The sequence below is a fragment of the Variovorax sp. R-27 genome (assembly GCF_049913215.1).
GTDB lineage: Bacteria > Pseudomonadota > Gammaproteobacteria > Burkholderiales > Burkholderiaceae_C > Variovorax.
Window position 1 is genome coordinate 6,400,772 of sequence record NZ_CP183984.1, and the last position, 19,090, is coordinate 6,419,861.

22 protein-coding genes are annotated in these 19,090 nt (G+C 64.0%); 3 read left to right on the top strand and 19 right to left on the bottom strand.

Going from position 1 to position 19,090, the window contains the following annotated elements:
• From rplW to ACN9MV_RS30140, 15 genes are all read right to left on the bottom strand, one after another.
• Nucleotides 1-336, bottom strand: coding sequence for a 50S ribosomal protein L23 (gene rplW, locus ACN9MV_RS30070; protein ID WP_093057773.1), 336 nt, complete (start codon nucleotides 334-336; stop codon nucleotides 1-3).
• Complete coding sequence (gene rplD / locus ACN9MV_RS30075; protein ID WP_019657681.1) at nucleotides 333-953, bottom strand: 50S ribosomal protein L4; 621 nt, start codon at nucleotides 951-953, stop codon at nucleotides 333-335. The genes rplW and rplD overlap by 4 nt, the downstream gene beginning before the upstream one ends.
• A complete protein-coding gene (gene rplC / locus ACN9MV_RS30080; RefSeq protein ID WP_093057774.1) occupies nucleotides 953-1,633 on the bottom strand; it encodes a 50S ribosomal protein L3 in 681 nt (226 codons plus the stop codon). Before rplC ends, rplD begins: the two co-directional genes overlap by 1 nt.
• A gap of 236 nt (nucleotides 1,634-1,869) precedes the next feature.
• Nucleotides 1,870-2,418 carry a hypothetical protein gene (locus ACN9MV_RS30085; RefSeq protein WP_093178551.1) on the bottom strand — a complete coding sequence of 183 codons (549 nt, stop codon included), beginning with the start codon at nucleotides 2,416-2,418 and terminating at the stop codon, nucleotides 1,870-1,872.
• Between the two features lie 17 nt (nucleotides 2,419-2,435).
• A complete protein-coding gene (locus tag ACN9MV_RS30090; RefSeq protein WP_426390643.1) occupies nucleotides 2,436-4,007 on the bottom strand; it encodes a hypothetical protein in 1,572 nt (523 codons plus the stop codon).
• Nucleotides 4,008-4,160: 153 nt separating this feature from the next.
• On the bottom strand, nucleotides 4,161-4,475 hold the full coding sequence (rpsJ, locus tag ACN9MV_RS30095) for a 30S ribosomal protein S10 (protein WP_007838118.1): 315 nt from the start codon (nucleotides 4,473-4,475) through the stop codon (nucleotides 4,161-4,163).
• A 21-nt stretch (nucleotides 4,476-4,496) separates the two neighbouring features.
• Nucleotides 4,497-5,690 carry an elongation factor Tu gene (gene tuf, locus ACN9MV_RS30100; RefSeq protein WP_093060175.1) on the bottom strand — a complete coding sequence of 398 codons (1,194 nt, stop codon included), beginning with the start codon at nucleotides 5,688-5,690 and terminating at the stop codon, nucleotides 4,497-4,499.
• A gap of 119 nt (nucleotides 5,691-5,809) precedes the next feature.
• On the bottom strand, nucleotides 5,810-7,909 hold the full coding sequence (gene fusA, locus ACN9MV_RS30105; RefSeq protein ID WP_093058727.1) for an elongation factor G: 2,100 nt from the start codon (nucleotides 7,907-7,909) through the stop codon (nucleotides 5,810-5,812).
• 96 nt (nucleotides 7,910-8,005) lie between these two features.
• Nucleotides 8,006-8,479: a 30S ribosomal protein S7 gene (gene rpsG, locus ACN9MV_RS30110; RefSeq protein ID WP_013543947.1), complete on the bottom strand. Its 474-nt coding sequence runs from the start codon at nucleotides 8,477-8,479 to the stop codon at nucleotides 8,006-8,008.
• A 150-nt stretch (nucleotides 8,480-8,629) separates the two neighbouring features.
• Nucleotides 8,630-9,007, bottom strand: a complete 378-nt coding sequence (rpsL, locus tag ACN9MV_RS30115) for a 30S ribosomal protein S12 (protein ID WP_013543948.1) — start codon at nucleotides 9,005-9,007, stop codon at nucleotides 8,630-8,632.
• Nucleotides 9,008-9,212: 205 nt separating this feature from the next.
• Nucleotides 9,213-10,382, bottom strand: coding sequence for a D-alanyl-D-alanine carboxypeptidase family protein (locus tag ACN9MV_RS30120; protein ID WP_093058726.1), 1,170 nt, complete (start codon nucleotides 10,380-10,382; stop codon nucleotides 9,213-9,215).
• A 40-nt stretch (nucleotides 10,383-10,422) separates the two neighbouring features.
• Entirely contained in the window at nucleotides 10,423-11,055 is a 633-nt protein-coding gene (locus ACN9MV_RS30125) for an alpha/beta hydrolase (protein WP_093058725.1), read from the bottom strand.
• A 36-nt stretch (nucleotides 11,056-11,091) separates the two neighbouring features.
• Nucleotides 11,092-11,445 carry a (2Fe-2S) ferredoxin domain-containing protein gene (locus tag ACN9MV_RS30130; RefSeq protein WP_426390644.1) on the bottom strand — a complete coding sequence of 118 codons (354 nt, stop codon included), beginning with the start codon at nucleotides 11,443-11,445 and terminating at the stop codon, nucleotides 11,092-11,094.
• 51 nt (nucleotides 11,446-11,496) lie between these two features.
• Nucleotides 11,497-12,624: a VanZ family protein gene (locus tag ACN9MV_RS30135; protein WP_093081091.1), complete on the bottom strand. Its 1,128-nt coding sequence runs from the start codon at nucleotides 12,622-12,624 to the stop codon at nucleotides 11,497-11,499.
• A 14-nt stretch (nucleotides 12,625-12,638) separates the two neighbouring features.
• The gene (locus ACN9MV_RS30140) at nucleotides 12,639-13,067 is read right to left on the bottom strand and encodes a CopD family protein (protein ID WP_426390645.1); all 429 of its coding nucleotides are present in this window, start codon (nucleotides 13,065-13,067) and stop codon (nucleotides 12,639-12,641) included.
• A 367-nt stretch (nucleotides 13,068-13,434) separates the two neighbouring features.
• On the opposite strand from ACN9MV_RS30140, the gene hemB reads away from it, so the two are divergent.
• Entirely contained in the window at nucleotides 13,435-14,421 is a 987-nt protein-coding gene (gene hemB, locus ACN9MV_RS30145; protein WP_426390646.1) for a porphobilinogen synthase, read from the top strand.
• Nucleotides 14,422-14,431: 10 nt separating this feature from the next.
• On the top strand, nucleotides 14,432-15,583 hold the full coding sequence (locus tag ACN9MV_RS30150; protein WP_426390647.1) for a magnesium transporter CorA family protein: 1,152 nt from the start codon (nucleotides 14,432-14,434) through the stop codon (nucleotides 15,581-15,583).
• 83 nt (nucleotides 15,584-15,666) lie between these two features.
• Here ACN9MV_RS30150 and ACN9MV_RS30155 read toward each other — a convergent pair whose 3' ends face one another.
• Nucleotides 15,667-16,035, bottom strand: a complete 369-nt coding sequence (locus ACN9MV_RS30155; protein WP_093058720.1) for a DUF4148 domain-containing protein — start codon at nucleotides 16,033-16,035, stop codon at nucleotides 15,667-15,669.
• 219 nt (nucleotides 16,036-16,254) lie between these two features.
• On the bottom strand, nucleotides 16,255-16,593 hold the full coding sequence (locus ACN9MV_RS30160; protein ID WP_426390648.1) for an alpha/beta hydrolase: 339 nt from the start codon (nucleotides 16,591-16,593) through the stop codon (nucleotides 16,255-16,257).
• A 133-nt stretch (nucleotides 16,594-16,726) separates the two neighbouring features.
• Between ACN9MV_RS30160 and ACN9MV_RS30165 the strand changes: the two genes are divergently transcribed.
• The gene (locus tag ACN9MV_RS30165; RefSeq protein WP_093058718.1) at nucleotides 16,727-17,641 is read left to right on the top strand and encodes a LysR family transcriptional regulator; all 915 of its coding nucleotides are present in this window, start codon (nucleotides 16,727-16,729) and stop codon (nucleotides 17,639-17,641) included.
• A 53-nt stretch (nucleotides 17,642-17,694) separates the two neighbouring features.
• On the opposite strand, the gene ACN9MV_RS30170 is transcribed toward ACN9MV_RS30165, so the two are convergent.
• Nucleotides 17,695-18,378 (bottom strand): dienelactone hydrolase family protein, encoded by a 684-nt coding sequence (locus ACN9MV_RS30170; RefSeq protein ID WP_426390649.1) that lies wholly within the window; start codon nucleotides 18,376-18,378, stop codon nucleotides 17,695-17,697.
• A gap of 39 nt (nucleotides 18,379-18,417) precedes the next feature.
• Nucleotides 18,418-19,023 carry a 2-hydroxychromene-2-carboxylate isomerase gene (locus ACN9MV_RS30175; protein ID WP_093058716.1) on the bottom strand — a complete coding sequence of 202 codons (606 nt, stop codon included), beginning with the start codon at nucleotides 19,021-19,023 and terminating at the stop codon, nucleotides 18,418-18,420.
• Nucleotides 19,024-19,090 lie beyond the last annotated feature (67 nt).

The following is a 19,090-nucleotide window of genomic DNA, read 5'->3' on the forward strand; positions in this document are numbered from 1 at the left end:
TTAAGCGCCTTCCCCGACGAGGTTGAGCTCTTGACCGGCCTTCAGCGTCACATAGGCCTTGCGAACGTTGTCGCGGCGGCCGATGGACTTGCCAAAGCGCTTGGTCTTGCCCTTGGTGTTGAGCACCGACACGCCCTGGACTTCGACCTTGAACATCAGTTCGACAGCGGCCTTGATCTCGGGCTTGGTGGCGTCTTGCAGCACCTTGAAAGTGACAGCGTTCGACTTCTCGCCGACCATCGTGGCCTTTTCGGACACGATCGGTGCGACCAGCACCGCCATCAGGCGGCCTTCTTCGAACGTACGTTCAGCGGCGGTAGGGTTCACGCGGCTCATGCGAACATCTCCTTGAGCTTGTCGACGGCACCCTTGGTGACCAGCACCTTCTTGTAGTGAACCAGCGACACCGGGTCGGCGTAGCGGGGTTCGACCACGAGAACGTTGACCAGATTGCGCGAGGCAAGGTACAGGTTTTCGTCGACTTCTTCGGCGATCACGAGCACGGACTCGAGATTCATCGCCTTGAAACGGGCTGCCAGCGGCTTGGTCTTGGGCGAGTCGACCTTGATCGAATCGACCACGGCCAGACGGCCTTCGCGAGCCAGCTGCGAGAAGATGGACGCCATGCCGGCGCGATACATCTTCTTGTTGATCTTCTGCGAGAAGTTTTCGTCAGGCATGTTCGGGAAAATCCGGCCACCCCCGCGCCACAGCGGCGAGGACGTCATACCGGCACGGGCGCGGCCCGTTCCCTTTTGCTTGAAAGGCTTCTTGGTCGAGTGCTTGACCTGTTCGCGGTCCTTCTGGGCGCGCGTGCCTTGGCGTGCGTTGGCCTGGAATGCAACGACGATCTGGTGAACCAGGTCTTCGTTGTAGTCACGGCCGAACACGGTCTCGGGGGCGTCGTACTTCGACGCGGCCTGGCCTTGTTCGTTCAGGAGTTCGAGTTCCATTACTTCGCTCCTTGGGCCGCTTGCGGCTTGGCCTTGACGGCGGGACGCACGGTGACGAAGCCACCCTTCGAACCCGGAATCGCGCCCTTGATGAGCAGCAGTTGACGTGCTTCGTCGATGCGGAACACGTCGAGGTTTTGCGTCGTGCGGGTGACGTCGCCGAGGTGGCCCGTCATACGCTTGCCGGGGAACACGCGACCGGGGTCTTGTGCCATACCGATCGAGCCGGGAACGTTGTGCGAACGGCTGTTACCGTGCGACGCGCGTTGCGAGCTCATGTTGTGACGCTTGATCGTGCCAGCGTAGCCCTTGCCGATGGAAGTGCCTTGCACGTCCACCTTCTGGCCCACGGAGAAGACGCTCGTCACTGCGATTACGCCGCCAGCCTTGTGCTGACCAGCGGTATCGGCGGTAACGCGGAATTCCTGGATGATTTCGCCTGCTTCGACACCTGCCTTGGCGAGGTGGCCGGCTTCGGGCTTGGTCACGCGCGATGCTTTGCGCGAACCGAACGTCACCTGCAGGGCGACGTAGCCATCGGTCTCTTGGGACTTGATCTGGGTCACACGGTTGTTGGACACATCCACCACCGTGACAGGAACTGCGTCCCCGTCATCGGTGAAGAGACGCATCATCCCCACCTTGCGGCCCAGCAACCCGAGGGAGTTGCTCAGACTCATTTGTTTTCTCCAAAAATGGAAACTCCCTACGCCGCTGCCACTTCAATTGGCGACAACGTTTGCCGGGCTTCCCCGACAGCGTAAGAAGGTTGATAAATCTCTGCCAGAACGACACCCATGCGGACGCAGCAAGGGCAGAGCCAGCGATTATAGCCCGCGATGCGGGCTCCGCGCAAGCACTGCAGTTGTGGCCGTTTTGAGGGCGCCGAAGCCCCGTTTCCGGGGTCTTTCGCGGCTTATTTCGGCTCTTTGGCCGGCAGCGAGATGATTTTTTCGCCTTCCGCGGACGACTTCATCTCGCCTGCAGCCTTCATGGCCGGGGCGGCCGAGCCGGTCTGCACGGGGATGGCGACGATGCTCATGGCGCCGTTCTGCGTGACAAAGACGTTCAGGTAGGCAAGGCCTTCGCGGTCGCTCGTCACCGTGGCGGTGGCGATCGTACGCTGGCCAGCGGGAAGGGCCAGGCTGCTGCTTGTGGCCAGGGTCAGGCCGGCATCGGTCGTCAGGCGCGCGGTGGCACCCGCCGGATCGCTCACGCCGTCGAACTGCAGAACAACAGAGACCGGCCGGCCAACCTGGGGCGTGCCCTCTACCCTGAACTGGATCACGACACCGGAATCGTTGGGCTTGCGTGCCGCGACCGTCATAGGCGCAGCATTGCGGGACGAGGCTGCGTGCTTCGCGGTGCGGGGCGCCGGCACGCCATCTGCAAAGACCGGCGCCGACGCGGCGGCTAGCGTCAGGCATGCCACAACGGCAATCGTCGAACTGGAACGGAGGTTCATGGCGGCCTTCCTCGCTGCTACTGAATGATCACGCCGAAGCAGGTGCTGGTGGCGGAATTGTTGAGATCGTTGACAACCAGAACATAGTCGCCAGTCGACAGGTTGACCGAACTGGTGTTTCGGCTCACCACGCCACCCCGATAGATCGCGTAGTTGGGATTAGCGCCCCCCGGCGGGGAGATCGTGAACTGGTAACCACGGTTGGTGGGCGCCGTGAAACGCAGGTACGCGAAGCTTCCGAGCTTGTTTCCGTCACGCTGAGGATCCGCAGCGTTCGTCACACAGGCCGAAGTGGCCGTACCAACCACTGCCTGCTTGTACATCGGCAACGCGATCGACACGCCGCCATCATTGCCCTCCCCCGCGCCGTAGGCATCATTGACCGTGATGCTCTGCCCCGTGAGCAACGCGGCCAGCGTAGATGCACTGCCCTGCGCTGTCGCGTTGAATGCCACGGCGAACGGATGAATCGACGTGACCGGCGCACCGCTCCTGAATAGCGCCCCCGTCATCGTGTCGTGGATCGGCTTGAAACCGACCTGCTGATTCAGATTCCAGAAGATCGACTGAATCGAGGATTCGCGGAACCATCCTCGGTTGGTCGCCGGCCCCTGCGTGAGATCGAGGCTGCCGCCCTGGGCCTGGCCAGGGCCACCCGAATCGACATAGTTGCTGCGCCCCAACGCAATGCCCGACCAGCCGTTGCCCCATCCTTCGGAGAAAGCGAGGCGGCGGTCGATGAGTTCACTCGTGGAGTGCGCGCCGCCCGGCGAATCGTCGCGACTGAAGGAGGCCTGGTAGTAGTGCCCCCATTCGTGCGCGATCACGGGCGCGTCGAATTCGTCGGTATCCACATCTTCCTTGCCGAGCACGTAGATTTCGGCACCCGAACTCCTTCCGATGAAGAACGTGGTGCCAATCTGGCCCAGCGCGATGCTGCCGCCGGAGTTGGTGTTGTTGACACTCCAGAACACCTTCAGCGACGGAAACGCCGTCGCCGGAGCCACCGACAGCACTTTCTGCATCGCGGTGTAGACCGTGTCCATCACGGCGAACGGCCCGGACACACGCTGGCTGGTGTAGCTCGACCCGCCCCATCCACTGCCGGCGCGCAGGTCGCGGGTGAGCGCCGCGGTGCCGGTGGAGAATGCCGACGACTGCATGGAATAGATCGCGTTCGACTGCGTGTTGTCACGCACGGTGACGTCCCAGCTCGGAAGCGCGCCAGTGCGGGTCAGTTGAGCGCGCACGCGGACAACGACGTTCGCGTTTGACGGAACGCTCGCCGAGTAGGCGCCGTTGTCATCGGTGGAAGTCGTGGCCAGCTGGCTGCCACTGGTGGCGTCGAGTACTTCGACAAAAGCACCACGCACCGGTTTGATCGAGATATCGGAATACACGAGGCGGCCACTGGGATTGGGCACCGACTCATAGGTGGCCGTACCGCTCAGGGCAACTGGCGTCGCCGGAAGCACGGGCAGCAAGGGAATGCCGCCACCGCCACCTCCCCCACCGCCGCCACACGCGGTCAACAACGCCGCCGCGATGCAAGCCACCAAACCCGACGCAAAAGAGATGCTTTGTCTCATAGCTGTGCTGCCCTCGTTTCAGCTGTCCGACGCCTCGATGGAGGGAGGCTGTCGTCCGGCGAGGATGCCACATCTGCGTGACATAAAGCACAAAGCCCGCCTGCATTTCTGCAGGCGGGCTTCACAAATAACCGCGACGCGAGGTCGAACGGATTACTGCAGCTTGATCTCGACGTCCACGCCGGCCGGCAGGTCGAGCTTCATCAGCGCGTCCACGGTCTTGTCGGTCGGGTCGACGATGTCCATCAGGCGCTGGTGCGTGCGGATTTCCAGCTGGTCGCGCGACGTCTTGTTGACGTGCGGCGAACGCAGGATGTCGAAACGCTTCATGCGGGTCGGCAGGGGCACGGGACCCTTGACGATCGCGCCGGTGCGCTTGGCGGTGTCGACGATCTCGGCTGCCGACTGGTCGATCAGCTTGTAGTCGAATGCCTTCAGGCGGATGCGGATTTTTTGCTTGGTAGCCATGGTGATTCCTTTGCGTCCGGCTTAGATGTCGAGGATCTTGGCCACGACGCCCGAACCCACGGTACGGCCGCCTTCACGGATGGCGAAGCGCAGGCCTTCTTCCATCGCGATCGGGTTGATCAGCTTGACGGTGATGCTGACGTTGTCGCCAGGCATGACCATTTCCTTGTCCTTGGGCAGCTCGATCGCGCCGGTCACGTCCGTCGTGCGGAAGTAGAACTGCGGACGGTAGTTGTTGAAGAACGGCGTGTGACGGCCGCCTTCGTCCTTCGACAGAACGTACACCTCGGCGGTGAAGTGCGTGTGCGGCTTGATCGAGCCGGGCTTGCACAGCACTTGGCCGCGCTCGACTTCTTCGCGCTTCGTGCCGCGCAGCAGCACGCCGACGTTGTCGCCAGCCTGGCCTTGGTCCAGCAGCTTGCGGAACATTTCCACGCCGGTGCAGGTGGTCTTGACCGTCGGGCGGATGCCCACGATTTCGATTTCTTCACCAACCTTGATCACGCCGCGCTCGACTGCGCCGGTCACCACCGTGCCGCGACCCGAGATCGAGAACACGTCTTCCACGGGCATCAGGAACGTGCCATCCACGGCGCGCTCGGGCGTCGGGATGTACGTGTCCAGGGCTTCGGCCAGCTTCATGATGGCGCCTTCGCCCAGTTCGCCCTTGTCGCCTTCCAGGGCGAGCTTGGCCGAGCCGTGGATGATGGGGGTGTCGTCGCCGGGGAATTCGTACTTGTCGAGGAGTTCGCGAACTTCCATTTCGACCAGCTCGAGCAGTTCCTTGTCGTCGACCATGTCGCACTTGTTCAGGAACACGATGATGTAGCCCACGCCCACCTGGCGAGCCAGCAGGATGTGCTCACGGGTCTGGGGCATCGGGCCGTCAGCGGCCGAGCACACCAGGATGGCGCCGTCCATCTGGGCAGCGCCGGTGATCATGTTCTTCACGTAGTCGGCGTGGCCGGGGCAGTCGACGTGTGCGTAGTGGCGGTTGGCCGTTTCGTACTCGACGTGCGCGGTGTTGATCGTGATGCCGCGGGCCTTTTCTTCAGGCGCAGCGTCGATCTGGTCGTAGGCCTTGGCTTCGCCGCCGAACTTGGCCGACAGAACCGTCGCGATCGCAGCCGTCAGCGTCGTCTTGCCGTGGTCAACGTGACCGATCGTGCCCACGTTCACGTGCGGCTTGGTGCGGGTGAATTTACCTTTTGCCATTTTTCAATCCTTGAAAGAGCAGTGCCCGTGATTGGGTTTTATGTCTGCACCGCATTGCTGGTTCCCTCGCCACGGGCAGCGAGGGGCACACGGTCGCAGACAGATTCGAAATTGAATACTTACTTGGCGCGGGCGGCCACGATGGCTTCGGCGACGTTACGGGGAGCTTCGGCGTAGTGCTTGAACTCCATCGTGTACGTTGCGCGGCCTTGCGACATCGAGCGCAGCGTGGTCGAGTAGCCGAACATTTCCGACAGCGGCACTTCGGCCTTGATGGCCTTGCCGCCACCGACCATGTCGTCCATGCCCTGCACCATGCCGCGGCGGGACGACAGGTCGCCCATCACGTTGCCGGCGTAGTCTTCAGGCGTTTCGACTTCCACGGCCATCATCGGCTCGAGGATCACGGGGTTGGCCTTGCGGGCGCCTTCCTTGAAGCCGAAGATCGCGGCCATCTTGAACGCCATTTCATTCGAGTCCACGTCGTGGTACGAACCGAAGTGCAGCGTGACCTTGACGTCCACGACGGGATAGCCCGCCAGCACGCCTTGCGTCAGCGCTTCCACGACGCCCTTTTCCACCGCGGGGATGTATTCGCGAGGAACCACACCGCCCTTGATGGCGTCGACGAACTCGAAGCCCTTGCCAGCCTCTTGCGGCTCGAGCTTCAGGATGACGTGACCGTACTGGCCCTTGCCGCCCGACTGGCGAACGAACTTGCCTTCGGCTTCTTCGACGGTCTTGCGGATCGTTTCGCGGTAAGCCACTTGCGGCTTGCCCACGTTGGCTTCCACGCCGAATTCGCGCTTCATGCGGTCCACGATGATTTCAAGGTGGAGCTCGCCCATGCCGGCGATGATGGTCTGGCCCGATTCTTCGTCGGTCTTGACGCGGAACGAGGGGTCTTCCTGAGCCAGGCGTTGCAGGGCGATGCCCATCTTTTCCTGGTCGGCCTTGGTCTTCGGCTCGACGGCCTGCGAGATCACCGATTCCGGGAACACCATACGCTCAAGCGTCACGATCGCCGTCGGGTCGCACAGGGTTTCGCCCGTGGTGACTTCCTTCAGGCCCACGCAGGCAGCGATGTCGCCAGCGCGGATTTCGTTGACTTCTTCGCGGTTGTTGGCGTGCATCTGCACGATACGGCCGATACGTTCCTTCTTGCCGCGAACCGGGTTGTAGACGCTGTCGCCCTTGGTCAGCACGCCGGAGTAGACGCGCACGAAGGTCAACTGGCCCACGAACGGGTCGGTCATCAGCTTGAATGCCAGGGCCGAGAACTTCTCGTTGTCGTCAGCCTTGCGGATGACAGGCGCTTCGTCTTCGTCCAGGCCGTTGACCGGGGGAATGTCGGTCGGTGCGGGCATGTATTCGACGACGGCGTCGAGCATGGCTTGCACGCCCTTGTTCTTGAAGGCCGAGCCGCACAGCATCGGCTGGATTTCGCCGGCGATGGTGCGCTGGCGAATGGCCTTCTTGATTTCTTCCTCGCTCAGCTCGCCGCCTTCGAGGTACTTGTTCATCAGCTCTTCGCTGGCTTCGGCAGCCGCTTCGACGAGCTTTTCGCGGTATTCGTTGCAGACATCGACCAGGTTGGCGGGGATCTCGCCGTACTGGAACGTCACGCCCTTGTCTTCGTCCCAGATGATCGCCTTCATCTTCACGAGGTCGACGATGCCCTGGAAGTGCTCTTCGGCACCGATCGGGATCTGGATCACGACGGGGTTGGCCTTCAGGCGGTCCACCATCATCTGGCGCACGCGCAGGAAGTCGGCGCCGGTGCGGTCCATCTTGTTGACGAACGCGAGACGCGGAACCTTGTACTTGTTGGCCTGGCGCCAGACGGTTTCCGACTGGGGCTGCACGCCGCCGACGGCGTCGTACACCATGACGGCGCCGTCCAGCACGCGCATCGACCGCTCGACTTCAATGGTGAAGTCCACGTGGCCGGGGGTGTCGATGATGTTGATGCGGTGTTCGTCGAACTTGCCAGCCATGCCCTTCCAGAAGCAGGTGGTGGCAGCGGACGTGATCGTGATACCGCGCTCTTGCTCTTGCTCCATCCAGTCCATCGTGGCGGCGCCGTCATGCACTTCACCGATCTTGTGGTTCACACCGGTGTAGAACAGGATACGTTCGGTCGTCGTGGTCTTGCCAGCGTCGATGTGCGCGGAGATGCCGATGTTGCGGTAGCGCTCGATGGGGGTCTTGCGGGACATGATTTACTTTCGGGTTGAAATGCGTTGAGCGCTGGGCCCCGAGCACGGGCACAACACCCGACACTCAGCACCCAACGCCCAAGCGAAGTTTGATTTTTAGAAGCGGAAGTGGCTGAACGCCCGGTTGGCTTCCGCCATGCGGTGCACTTCGTCGCGCTTCTTCATGGCGCCGCCACGGCCTTCCGTAGCTTCCATGAGTTCGTTGGCCAGACGCAGGGCCATCGACTTTTCACCGCGCTTGCGGGCAGCTTCCTTGATCCAGCGCATCGACAGGGCGAGGCGACGGACAGGGCGGACTTCGACCGGCACCTGATAGTTCGCACCGCCAACGCGGCGCGACTTCACTTCGACCATCGGCTTCACGTTGTTGATGGCAACGGTGAAAGCTTCGAGGGGGTCCTTGTCCGGGTTCTTCTTTTCGATGAAGTCGAGAGCACCGTAAATGATGCGCTCGGCGATCGCCTTCTTGCCGCCTTCCATGATCACGTTCATGAATTTGGACAGCTCGACATTGCCGTACTTGGGATCCGGCAGGATTTCACGTTTGGGGACTTCGCGACGACGTGGCATTTTTCTAACCTCTTTGCTTCAGTTGGCACCGTTTCCGGCACCGCGAGAGCCAGTCAGGACTCTCACTTACTCGACCCGACAGTGGGTCACTTCGTTCGATGTGCCCGCCAAGGCAACCGAACACCGTTTGTTTTTTGACGACAGGAAGGCTTAAGCCTTCTTGGGACGCTTCGCGCCGTACTTGGAACGCGACTGCTTGCGGTCTTTCACGCCTTGCAGGTCGAGCGAACCGCGCACGATGTGGTAACGCACACCGGGCAAGTCCTTGACACGACCGCCGCGAACCAGCACGACGCTGTGTTCCTGGAGGTTGTGGCCTTCGCCGCCGATGTAGGAGATGACTTCGAAGCCATTGGTCAGACGGACCTTGGCAACTTTACGAAGCGCCGAGTTGGGCTTCTTGGGCGTCGTGGTGTAGACGCGGGTGCAGACACCGCGACGTTGCGGCGAGTTCTGCATGGCAGGGCTCTTCGAATTGATCTTTTCGACCGTTCGACCCTGACGCACCAGTTGATTGATGGTTGGCATGAATGAATTAGTCCCAAAACAACCCGGCCCTGGTTGCAAAACCGCCCTTGGTCCTTGACGTGACGCAAGGCAAGGAAGCCGGGAATAACGAAAACGTGAAACCCTTCGGAAATTTCCGAAAAGCCCACGAGTATAGCAAACGAGTCTGAAACGGCAAGGTCAGCCGCAGCGGAGAGCTGCCAACCGCCTTGCCACCCCTTCGGATTTACTTGATCCAGAGCCGCACGGCATCCCATGCGCGGCCGAATATCCCTGCCTGCTCGACGGCTTCCAGGGCGACCAGGGGCACGTCGGCGACCGGCTGGTCGTCCAGGGTGACCTTGAGCGAACCGACGGCCTGGTACTTGGTGAACGGCGCCACCAGCGGATCGGGGCGCGACACCTGCGTCTTGATCTTGCTGGCGGTGCCGGCGGGCACCGCGACCACGATGGCTTCCGGGCGGCCCAGCTTCAGCGTGTTCGCCTTGCCCTTCCAGACGGCCGGGGTGGCGGCCGGCTGGCCGGCGTCGAACAGGCGAACGGCGTCGTAGGCCGTGTAACCCCAGTTCAGCAGCTTCTGCGACTCGTTGGCGCGCACGGTCTCGCCCGTGGTTCCCAGCACGATCGACAGCAGGCGGCGGCCGCCGGTCAGGTTGGGGAAATCGCGCTTGGCGGTGGCGATCATGCAGTAGCCGGCCGCCTCGGTGTGCCCGGTCTTCAGGCCGTCGACGGTCGGGTCGCGGAACAGCAGCAGATTGCGATTGGTGTCGTTGGTCGACGGAGTGCCCGGGTAGCGGTACTTCTTGATCGCGTAGTACTTGGCTTCCTCGGGGAAGTCGCGCACCAGGCGGGTCGCCAGAATGCTCAGGTCACGAGCCGTGGTGGTGTGGCCGGGCGCCGTCAGGCCTTCGGGGTTCTTGTAGCTCGTGTTCTTCATGCCCAGCGCCTTGGCCTGGGCATTCATCATCTCGACGAAGTGCTCGACCGTGCCGCCCACGCCTTCGGCCAGCGCCACCGTGGCGTCGTTGCCCGACTGCACGATCAGGCCCTTGATCAGGTCTTCCACCGGCACCTGCATCTTGGGGTCGATGAACATGCGCGAACCGGGCATCTTCCAGGCGCGCGGGCTGACCGGCAGCGTCTGGGTCAGCGTGATCTTCTTGGTGCGCAGCGCATCGAACACCAGGTAGGCAGACATCAGCTTCGTGAGCGAAGCCGGCTCGACCGGGCTGTCGATGTCCTTCTGGGCCAGGATCTGGTTCGCGGTCACGTCAAGCAGCAGGTAGCTGCGCGCGGCGATTTCAGGCGGAGCCGGCACCTGGGCGGCGGCGATCAGGCTGACGGATGCGGCGGCGGTAAAGACCAGCGCGCGGAGCGCGCCAAGAAAACGATTCATGGGGAGTTTGGAAAGAGACGAAAACAAGCCTGCGAGGCTTTCAAGCGATGTCCGCGCGCAGATGGCGGACCACGAGACTTTTGAGCAGCGGCAATTGTCCGTGAAAGAAGTGGCCGCCCCCGGGGACGACTGTGACAGGAAGTGACTGCGGCCGCGCCCAGTCCATCACGGCGGACAGCGGCACGGTGTCGTCGGCTTCGCCATGAACCACCAGCATGCGCTCGTGCGCCTCGGCCGGCAGCGTGGCCACGGTGTTGCGCGCGGCGGCCGTGCCTACCAGCACGATCTGGCGGATGTCGCGTTCGGTCCAGAGCTTTGCGGCGGCACCGGTCGCAACGAACGCGCCAAACGAAAATCCGGCGATCGCCAGCGGCCCCTCGGGCGCGAGCTGGCCGACGACATTCAGCATGTCTTCCAGCTCGCCACGCCCTTCGTCGTGCACGCCTTCGCTGGCGCCCACGCCGCGGAAGTTGAAGCGCACCGTGGTCCACCCGCTGGCGACGAATGCGCGTGCCAGCGTCTGCACCACCTTGTTGTCCATCGTGCCGCCGAACAGCGGGTGGGGATGGGCGATTACCGCGATGCCGCGCGGGGTGCCGGCAGGCTGGTCGCGCTGAACCTCGATTGCGCCGGCGGCGCCCTGGAGGCTGATCTTTTCGGTCTGGGAATTCATTGGCGCAAGGTACGAGCGGAGGGTCGGCGGAAAAGTTCAGCGTCCGACATCGGGAGGCAGCAGCAGCCGCTCGACGACCTGGCCGTTCTTCAAGTGCGACTCGACGATCTCGTCGATGTCATCGCCATCGACGAAGGTGTACCAGACGGCCTCGGGGTACACCACAGCCACCGGCCCGCCCGCGCAACGGTCGAGGCAGCCGGCCTTGTTGACGCGCACCTTGCCGGGCTCGGATAGCCCCGCCTCCTTGACCTTCGCCTTGCAGCGGTCGAAGCCTTCCTGCGCGTTGTGCATGGAGCAGGAGTCTTCGCCGTTCTTGCGCTCGTTGAGGCAGAAGAAGATGTGGCGGCCGTAATAGCCGGACGGCGCGGCGGGGGAGGAGCTGGGCATCGGCAGATTTTAGTGACCGCCCCTTAGCCCCGTGTCGATACCTTCAAACGTTCAGGCCGTCGCAGCGGCATTGGGCCGGCCCCGGCGCGACAGAGCGACCACCACATACGCCAGTACCGCGAAGGGCCAGGTCCAGCCCAGCCACTGCGCCAGCCCGTGGAAGCGGATGAAGCGCCCCTGCTCCCAGGTGGCCAGCGTCTGCGCGAAGTACGCGCTCTCGGGCGCCTGGTTCAGCAAGCTCAGCTGCAGCACGAGCCCCACCAGCAGCAGCGCCGCACACAAGCGGCGCGGCGCGAACAGCAACAGCACGCCAGCAAAGAACGCCGCGGCCATGCCGACCTGCACAGGCAGGCCCAGCCACGCCCATGCGTGCTCGGGCCCATAGCTCAATGCCGCCGACAGCGCCGAGGCCGCGATGCCGGCCAGCAGCGTCAGCGGCAGCAGCACCGCGCGCTGGACCACGGAGCGCGCCACCAGATAGCCCAGCAGGCACGGCACCAGCGCGCCGAGCATCACGCACAGCAGTTCCACCGCCGGCACCAGCGGCTCGAGCTCGAACTGCCGCAGCGGCAGCCAGTCGATGAAGGGCGTGTCGAGCAGCCACTCGGAGATCGCCACTTCGAGCCGCTCGAACACCTGCCCCAGCCCGAAGGTGACGGCCGCCGGGAACAGCAGCGCAAAAGGCCACAGCGCGAGCAGCACCAGCGCGCCGCGCGAGTCCTCGGTGAACCACTGCGAACGCGCGCGGCTCCAGTGCGCAACCGCGCCCAGCCGCTCCAGCCCCGCCGCCAGCACGGCACCAAGGACCGCACCCGTCGTGTTGAACCCCAGGTCCACGTTGGAGGGAATGCGCGCGGGCAGGTAGCTCTGCAGCGTCTCCATGGCGAACGAGATTGCCGCCCCCGCCACGGTGGCGCGCAGCACCGCATGCCAGACGCTGGTGGCCGGGCGCGTGCGCAGCACCGCCAGGGCGCACAGGAAGCCGAAGGGCACGTAGCCCACCACATTGATGGCGAAATCGAAGCCCGTCCAGTACTTGGGCCAGGGCGCCGACAAGTAGGCCCACGGCGCGATCCCCTGGTCGCGCCAGTCGGCGAACGGATAGAGACTGGCGTAGACGATCAGCGCCGCGTACGCGAGCGCCAGGGGGAGCGCGGCGGACTTGTGCGGCCTCTCCACCGTGTGCACCGGGCTCAGAACGGCTTGACGACCACCAGGATCACGATGCCCAGCAGCAGCAGCACCGGCAGCTCGTTGAACCAGCGGAACCAGCGGTCGTTGCGCCGGTTCTCGCCCGCCGCGAAACGGCGCAGCAGCACGCCGCAGCCGTGGTGATAGCCGATGGCCACCAGCACCAGCGCCAGCTTGGCGTGCATCCACCCGTTGCCCGGGCCGCGCCCGATGCCATAACCCAGCCAGAGCCACAGGCCGAAGCCAAGCGCGGGAACCGCCAGGAAAGTCGTGAATCGCATGAGCTTGCGTGCCATCAACAGCAGCCGCTCCCGCTCGGCCACCGACTCGGGCGGCACCATCGCCAGATTGACAAAGATCCGGGGCAGGTAGAACAACCCCGCGAACCAGCTTGCAACGAAGACGATGTGAAGAGATTTGACCCAGAGCATGGCGGCAGTTTAGTGGCGCCCCTCTCGCCGACCCCTCTTTTGCGGCGATGCCCCTGTACGACGGGCAAAAAAAAGCCCGACGTCTTCACGTCGGGCTGGGAAGCCCTTTTGCTGTCACACATCAAGGCACCCGCTCAGGGAGGAAAAGCGGGGAGCGGCAAGCCGCCCGCTTCAGAATTTAACAAAGACGAAACAAGGTTTCAAGCGACTGAGGCACTTTCTTTGACATTTGAAGCAAAAATTTGAGTACCTTGGTTCTACGAATTTCCGTAGTTGTCAGACAACTGGACACTCGGAGAGAAGGTCTGTGAAAGATCGCTTCAGGCACAATTTTGTATATATGACGTCATCATCTTCCCCTCCGGCCATGTTCCCCGCCGGGCGGCCGCGGCGCCTGCGCCGCGACGCTTTCACCCGCAATCTGGTTCGAGAACACGCCCTGACGGTCAACGACCTGATCTACCCGGTGTTCGTTCAGGAAGGCGAGAAACGTCGCGATGCCGTCCCCTCGATGCCCGGCGTGGACCGCCTGAGCCTCGACCTGTTGCTGCCCGTGGCCGAGCAGTGCGTGGCGGTCGGCATCCCGGTGATGGCGCTGTTCCCGGTGATCGACGCCAGCCTCAAGACACCCGATGGCCGCGAAGCCTTCAACCCCGACGGGCTGATTCCCCGCGTGGTGGCCGCCCTCAAGGCGCGCTTCCCCGAACTGGGCGTGATGACCGACGTTGCCCTCGACCCCTACACCAGCCACGGCCAGGACGGCCTGCTCGACGACACCGGCTACATCCTCAACGACGCGACCGTCGGAGTGCTTGTGAAGCAGGCGCTCACACAATCACGGGCCGGCGTGGACATTGTGGCGCCGAGTGACATGATGGACGGCCGCATCGGCGCCATCCGCACCGCGCTCGAAGCCCGCGGCGACATTCACACGCGCATCATGGCCTACAGCGCCAAGTACGCCAGCGCCTTCTACGGCCCCTTCCGCGACGCCGTGGGCTCGGCCGCCACACTCGGCAAGAGCAACAAGAAGGTCTACCAGATGGACCCCGGCAACAGCGACGAGGCCCTGCGCGAAGTCGCCATCGACATCGCCGAAGGCGCCGACATGGTGATGGTGAAGCCCGGCATGCCCTACCTCGACATCGTGCGCCGCGTGAAGGACCAGTTCCATGTTCCGACCTTCGCCTACCAGGTGAGCGGCGAATACGCGATGCTCAAGGCCGCCGCCCAGAACGGCTGGCTCGACCACGACGCCGTGGTGCTCGAAAGCCTGCTGGCCTTCAAGCGCGCCGGCGCCGATGGCGTGCTGACCTATTTCGCGCTCGACGCCGCGCGGCTGCTGCAGAAGTAACAGCGCCGGCATGCGCATCTTCGAAGTCAACCGCTCGCAGGTCAGCGAGCACGCCGCACTGGCACCCCTCACCGTACCGGGCGCGTGCGGCACCGGCGGCTACCTGTGGATCTCGCTCACACGCGAGGAATTCCGGGCTTCGCTGGCCGAGGTGCAGCAGATCCTGCAGACGCTGTGCCTCACGCAACTGGTCGACCTGCACGTGGCCGACCTGCTCAACGACCAGTTGCCCTCCCACTACGACTACACCTCGCAGTACGACGTGCTGGTGTTCCGGCGGCTGGCCAACGGACAGGGCCAGGCGGCGCTGGGCAACGGCAAGGGCAATGGCAGCGAGGCCCCGCCCTTGTCCCGCAGCGGCCCGCCCGTGCTGCGTCGAGTCGACACCCGCCCGGTCGGCTTCGCGGTGTTCGACCGCGTGCTGCTGTCGGTGCACCCGGAAGACGGCGCGGTGCGCGACGCCTTCGCCACGCGCCTGCTGGCGGCTGCCTCGCCCGACGACCGCGGCGCCCCTGCGCTCGACGTGCGCGCCACCTCGGCCCGCCTGCCAACCAGCCCTTCGGACCTGATGCTGCGCGTCATCAACCAGATCGTCGACGGCTACCTCGACCTGCGGCGCGAACTCACCAAGCAGCTCGATCACTGGCAGACCGAGCTGATCGACCCACGCAGCCGCTTCACCAACTGGGGTGCGCTGATGGAGGCGCGCCAGTCGCTGCACCACCTGGACGAGATCTGCGAAGACCAGCGCGCCGCCATGCAGGACTGGATCGACTCGCTTGAAACGCTCCCCGTGCCCAAGGGCGAGACGGAGCAGCGCGAGCGCGAGCTCATCATGATCCGCAGCCGCGACGTGCTCGAGCACATCGAGCGCGTGGTGCACCACGTGCACCGGCTGGAGCAGAACGCCGAGACTGCAGTGCAGATGCACTTCAGCGTCCAGGGCCACCGCGCCAACGACATCATGCGGGTGCTGACGGTGCTCACCGCCGTGTTCCTGCCGCTGAACCTCATCGCGGGCATCTTCGGCATGAACTTCGAATTCATCCCGCTGGTGCACAAGGCAGACGGCTTCTGGATCGCGATGACGTCGATGCTGGTCATCGCGGTGGTGCTGGTGCTGATCTTCTGGCGCAAGCGCTATCTCGCGCGTACGCGCTGATACCGGAATCGCCAACCAAAGAAAAAGGGCCACGCTTTCGCGTGGCCCTTTTGCATTTCGACGGCCCCGAGGGACCGCTTCAATTACTTGGCGACAGCGCCCGAACCTTGTTCGGCCTGAACGCGAGCGTCCATCGGGTTTTGCATGGTCGAGATGACGCGGCTGTTGACGCGCGAGCCGCCAGTCACGTTCTGGTCGGGAGCGTAGGAGGTGCGAACGGCTTCGGCTTGGACGATTGCGCGGTCCTTCGACACGGCAACCGTTTCCGGGCCGCGCGAACCGCGGGTCACGTTCTGGTTCGGAGCCGATGCGGCGCGCACGGCTTCGGCGTTGACTTCGTCACGGCTCTTGGTCGAGACGGCGGTGTTCACGCCTTGGTACGTTTCGGCTTGGGCGCCAACGGCAGCCAGCAGGGTCAGGGCGGCAGCGGCGAGGATTTGCGAGGTCTTCATATTCAGTTCTCCTAGGATGTTCGTTGGATGGTTCGTCCACCAGGCTTGCTGGTTCGCTTGCCTGTGCGGCGAGTTTCCGGGCGAACTGCCATGCCAAAACACTCTGTTCAGAGACACGGTGTTTCCTCTATTGAAACAATGCCGACATCAAGGCATGCCAGCAGAAAAAAGCCGGGCCCGGTTTGCACCGGCCCGGCCTTGCAGGAGAAGACTTCCGGCTTATCGCTGCGAGGCTTGGAACTGCGGCGGCACTTCGCTGTTGACGAAGGCGCGGCGGTCCAGGTTCTGGTTCGGCGCGTGGGCGGCGGCCACGGCCTCGGCGCGGACCGACGCCCGGTCGAGCGAACTCGGCCGCGAGACCAGCGGCGCCGCCACGACGTCGCCGTAGACATTGCCACCGCGCGCCGCAGCATCGGCGCCGGCCACCACATCGCTGCGACTGGTGACGGCCCTGAGCGGCTGCACCGGCTCGAAGCCCTGTTGGGCACCCTGCGCCTGCGCGCCGGAGGCGGCGAGCAGCAACAGGACGGCAGCGGCAATGATGTTCGGGGTCTTCATTTCAGTTCCTTCCAACGGTCCAACCGGGCTGGCGACGTCGGCGAGTAACCGAAGTGTCGCCCAAGCTGGTTAGGAAAAACCCGGGAGAATCGAACCATCGCGTTCCCAAAACGGAAACAATGGACTCATTCACATGGACAGTCTCGATCTGATCAGAACCTTCCGGGAAGTCGCCTCGCACGGCAGTTTTTCCCAGGCAGCCAAGAGGCTCGACATGTCGAAGGCCACTGTCAGCAAGTATGTGGCCGAGCTGGAAACCCGCTTCGGCGTGCGTCTTCTCAACCGCTCCACCCGTTCCGTGAGCCTCACCGATGCCGGCCAGCTGCTGCTGGACCGCAGCACCCCGATGCTAGAGATGGTCGAACTGACCCAGTCCGAGCTGCAGGACCGCGCCAGCCAGCCCGGCGGGCGGCTGCGCATCTCGGCCCCGCACGGCATGGGCAGCGGCGAGTTTCCGAACCTGCTGGCCGACTTCATGCGCTACTACCCCGACGTGACGATCAGCCTGCAGCTGACCAACCGGGCCGTCGACCTCGCCGAGGAAGGCATCGACGTCGAACTGCGCAGCGGCCCCATCGAGGACGCGAACCTGATCGTGCGCAAGCTGCGGCTCATGAACATGGTGGTCTGCGCCTCGCCGGTCTACTGGAAGAAGCACGGCAAGCCCGAGCATCCGCGCGACCTGTCGGGCCACGACGCGCTCACGTTCTCGGCGCAGGGCCAGCAGCCCGCGTGGCGCTTCGACGACAACGGCACGCCGATCGACGTACCGGTGAAAAGCCGCATGGACTGCACCGAAGGCGCGCCGCTGATCCGCGTGGCCATGCATGGATTCGGCGTGATCTACCTGCCGTCGATCCTCGTGCAATCGCACCTCGACCACGGCGAGCTGGTGCCCGTGCTGCAGGATTACGCGCGCAAGGACGTGTGGTTTTCGGCCGCCTACCTGCAGCGGCGCCACAACAGCGCTGCATTGCGCGCGCTGCTCGACTTCCTTCAGACCCGGGTCGGCCCGGGCGCCACGGCACGCAAGCCGAGCCATTCATGAAATGAAAAAACCCGGCAGTGCCGGGTTTTTTCATTGAAGAGCGAGCGCCAGACTCAGCCGAGGTGCTTCGCAAAGAAGGCCAGCGTGCGCTCGCGCGCCAGCTTGGCCGCGTCGGCGTTGTACGAGCCGCGCTGGTCGCAGTTGAAACCGTGGCCGACCGGATACACATGCACTTCCACCTCCGGATGCGCCTTCTTGAACGACTCGATGGTGTCCAGCGGAATCCAGTGATCCTGGTTGCCGAAGTGCGCGAGCACCGGCACCTTGGGCTGACGCGCCGTTTCTTCCGGCGAGGTCATGCCGCCGCCGTAGTAAGGCGCGGCAGCAGCCAGGCCCGGCAGCAGCGCCGCCGAGCGCCACACCAGCAGGCCGCCCCAGCAGTAGCCCACGATGCCGACCTTGCCAGCCTTCGACGCGTAGGCGATCGACGCCTCGATGTCCTGCAGCACGCCCGGCGCCGGCAGCGCCTCGACAGCGGTCTTCAGGCCGAAGCCGTTCTTCATGTCGTCGTCCGAGTAGCCCAGTTCCACGTCCGGCTTGACGCGCTGGAAGGTCGACGGCGCCACGGCCAGGTAGCCCTCGGCCGCATAGCCGTCGGCCACCGAGCGGATGTGCGAGTTCACGCCGAAGATTTCCTGCACCACGACCACCGCGCCGCGCGGCTTGCCCGCCGGTTCGGCCACGTAGGCGGGGAAGGTGAAGCCGTCCTTGGCCTTGAGATCGATGAATTGACCCATGTTGTCTTGCTCCTTGATGGCAAATAAGTAAGTGCCGGGTTATGGGCGCAGCGCCCGTTCGACGAAGTCGAGACGGTCCTGCCCCCAGAAAATTTCGCCGTCGATCACGTAGCTGGGCGCACCGAACACCTGGATGTCGATGGCCTCCTGCGTGTAGGCCTCGTAGCGCTCCTGGACCGCCTGGCTCAGCGACTGCTCGCCACGCTTGGGCGACAGCCCGCACTCGACGATCAGCGAATCGAGCACCTTCGGGTCGCCGATGTTGCGCTCCTGCACCCACACGGCCGCGAACACCGCCTCGCACATGCGCATGGCAGCCTCGGTGCCGTCGTGCATGTCGACCGCGATGATGACCCGCGCCGCGTCGTCGCTGGCCACCGGGAAGAACTTCGGCTTGACGTTCAGCGGCAGGCCGAGATAGCTCGAATAGCGCGCGAGGTCGACCAGCCGATAGGCCTGCCGCTGCGGCGCGCGCTTGCCCAGCGGCAACCCGCCGGACACAGGAAACACGCTGCCCATGTCGATGGGCCGCACGCGCACCGTGGCGCCCGCGGCCGCAGCAATCGCCGCAAAGCGGGAATGCCCCAGATAGGTCCACGGGCTCTGTGGCGCAAAGTAGTAGTCAATCGTCTTGCTGGTGCTCATGCGCGTGCCCCAATGATGTAATCCAAGCCGACGGTTTTAACTGACACGCAGTTTCTCTGCAGGAGGT

What these genes read in the sequence shown, in the direction of transcription:
- rpsG (WP_013543947.1), bottom strand. Translation starts at nt 8,479, where the DNA reads ATGCCACGTCGTCGCGAAGTCCCCAAACGTGAAATCCTGCCGGATCCC.
- ACN9MV_RS30130 (WP_426390644.1), bottom strand. Translation starts at nt 11,445, where the DNA reads ATGCCCAGCTCCTCCCCCGCCGCGCCGTCCGGCTATTACGGCCGCCAC.
- fusA (WP_093058727.1), bottom strand. Translation starts at nt 7,909, where the DNA reads ATGTCCCGCAAGACCCCCATCGAGCGCTACCGCAACATCGGCATCTCC.
- rplW (WP_093057773.1), bottom strand. Translation starts at nt 336, where the DNA reads ATGAGCCGCGTGAACCCTACCGCCGCTGAACGTACGTTCGAAGAAGGC.
- rplD (WP_019657681.1), bottom strand. Translation starts at nt 953, where the DNA reads ATGGAACTCGAACTCCTGAACGAACAAGGCCAGGCCGCGTCGAAGTAC.
- ACN9MV_RS30160 (WP_426390648.1), bottom strand. Translation starts at nt 16,593, where the DNA reads ATGAAGACCCCGAACATCATTGCCGCTGCCGTCCTGTTGCTGCTCGCC.
- ACN9MV_RS30120 (WP_093058726.1), bottom strand. Translation starts at nt 10,382, where the DNA reads ATGAATCGTTTTCTTGGCGCGCTCCGCGCGCTGGTCTTTACCGCCGCC.
- ACN9MV_RS30125 (WP_093058725.1), bottom strand. Translation starts at nt 11,055, where the DNA reads ATGAATTCCCAGACCGAAAAGATCAGCCTCCAGGGCGCCGCCGGCGCA.
- ACN9MV_RS30165 (WP_093058718.1), top strand. Translation starts at nt 16,727, where the DNA reads ATGGACAGTCTCGATCTGATCAGAACCTTCCGGGAAGTCGCCTCGCAC.
- rplC (WP_093057774.1), bottom strand. Translation starts at nt 1,633, where the DNA reads ATGAGTCTGAGCAACTCCCTCGGGTTGCTGGGCCGCAAGGTGGGGATG.
- hemB (WP_426390646.1), top strand. Translation starts at nt 13,435, where the DNA reads ATGTTCCCCGCCGGGCGGCCGCGGCGCCTGCGCCGCGACGCTTTCACC.
- ACN9MV_RS30155 (WP_093058720.1), bottom strand. Translation starts at nt 16,035, where the DNA reads ATGAAGACCTCGCAAATCCTCGCCGCTGCCGCCCTGACCCTGCTGGCT.
- ACN9MV_RS30170 (WP_426390649.1), bottom strand. Translation starts at nt 18,378, where the DNA reads ATGGGTCAATTCATCGATCTCAAGGCCAAGGACGGCTTCACCTTCCCC.
- ACN9MV_RS30175 (WP_093058716.1), bottom strand. Translation starts at nt 19,023, where the DNA reads ATGAGCACCAGCAAGACGATTGACTACTACTTTGCGCCACAGAGCCCG.
- rpsJ (WP_007838118.1), bottom strand. Translation starts at nt 4,475, where the DNA reads ATGGCTACCAAGCAAAAAATCCGCATCCGCCTGAAGGCATTCGACTAC.
- ACN9MV_RS30090 (WP_426390643.1), bottom strand. Translation starts at nt 4,007, where the DNA reads ATGAGACAAAGCATCTCTTTTGCGTCGGGTTTGGTGGCTTGCATCGCG.
- ACN9MV_RS30085 (WP_093178551.1), bottom strand. Translation starts at nt 2,418, where the DNA reads ATGAACCTCCGTTCCAGTTCGACGATTGCCGTTGTGGCATGCCTGACG.
- ACN9MV_RS30150 (WP_426390647.1), top strand. Translation starts at nt 14,432, where the DNA reads ATGCGCATCTTCGAAGTCAACCGCTCGCAGGTCAGCGAGCACGCCGCA.
- rpsL (WP_013543948.1), bottom strand. Translation starts at nt 9,007, where the DNA reads ATGCCAACCATCAATCAACTGGTGCGTCAGGGTCGAACGGTCGAAAAG.
- tuf (WP_093060175.1), bottom strand. Translation starts at nt 5,690, where the DNA reads ATGGCAAAAGGTAAATTCACCCGCACCAAGCCGCACGTGAACGTGGGC.
- ACN9MV_RS30140 (WP_426390645.1), bottom strand. Translation starts at nt 13,067, where the DNA reads ATGCTCTGGGTCAAATCTCTTCACATCGTCTTCGTTGCAAGCTGGTTC.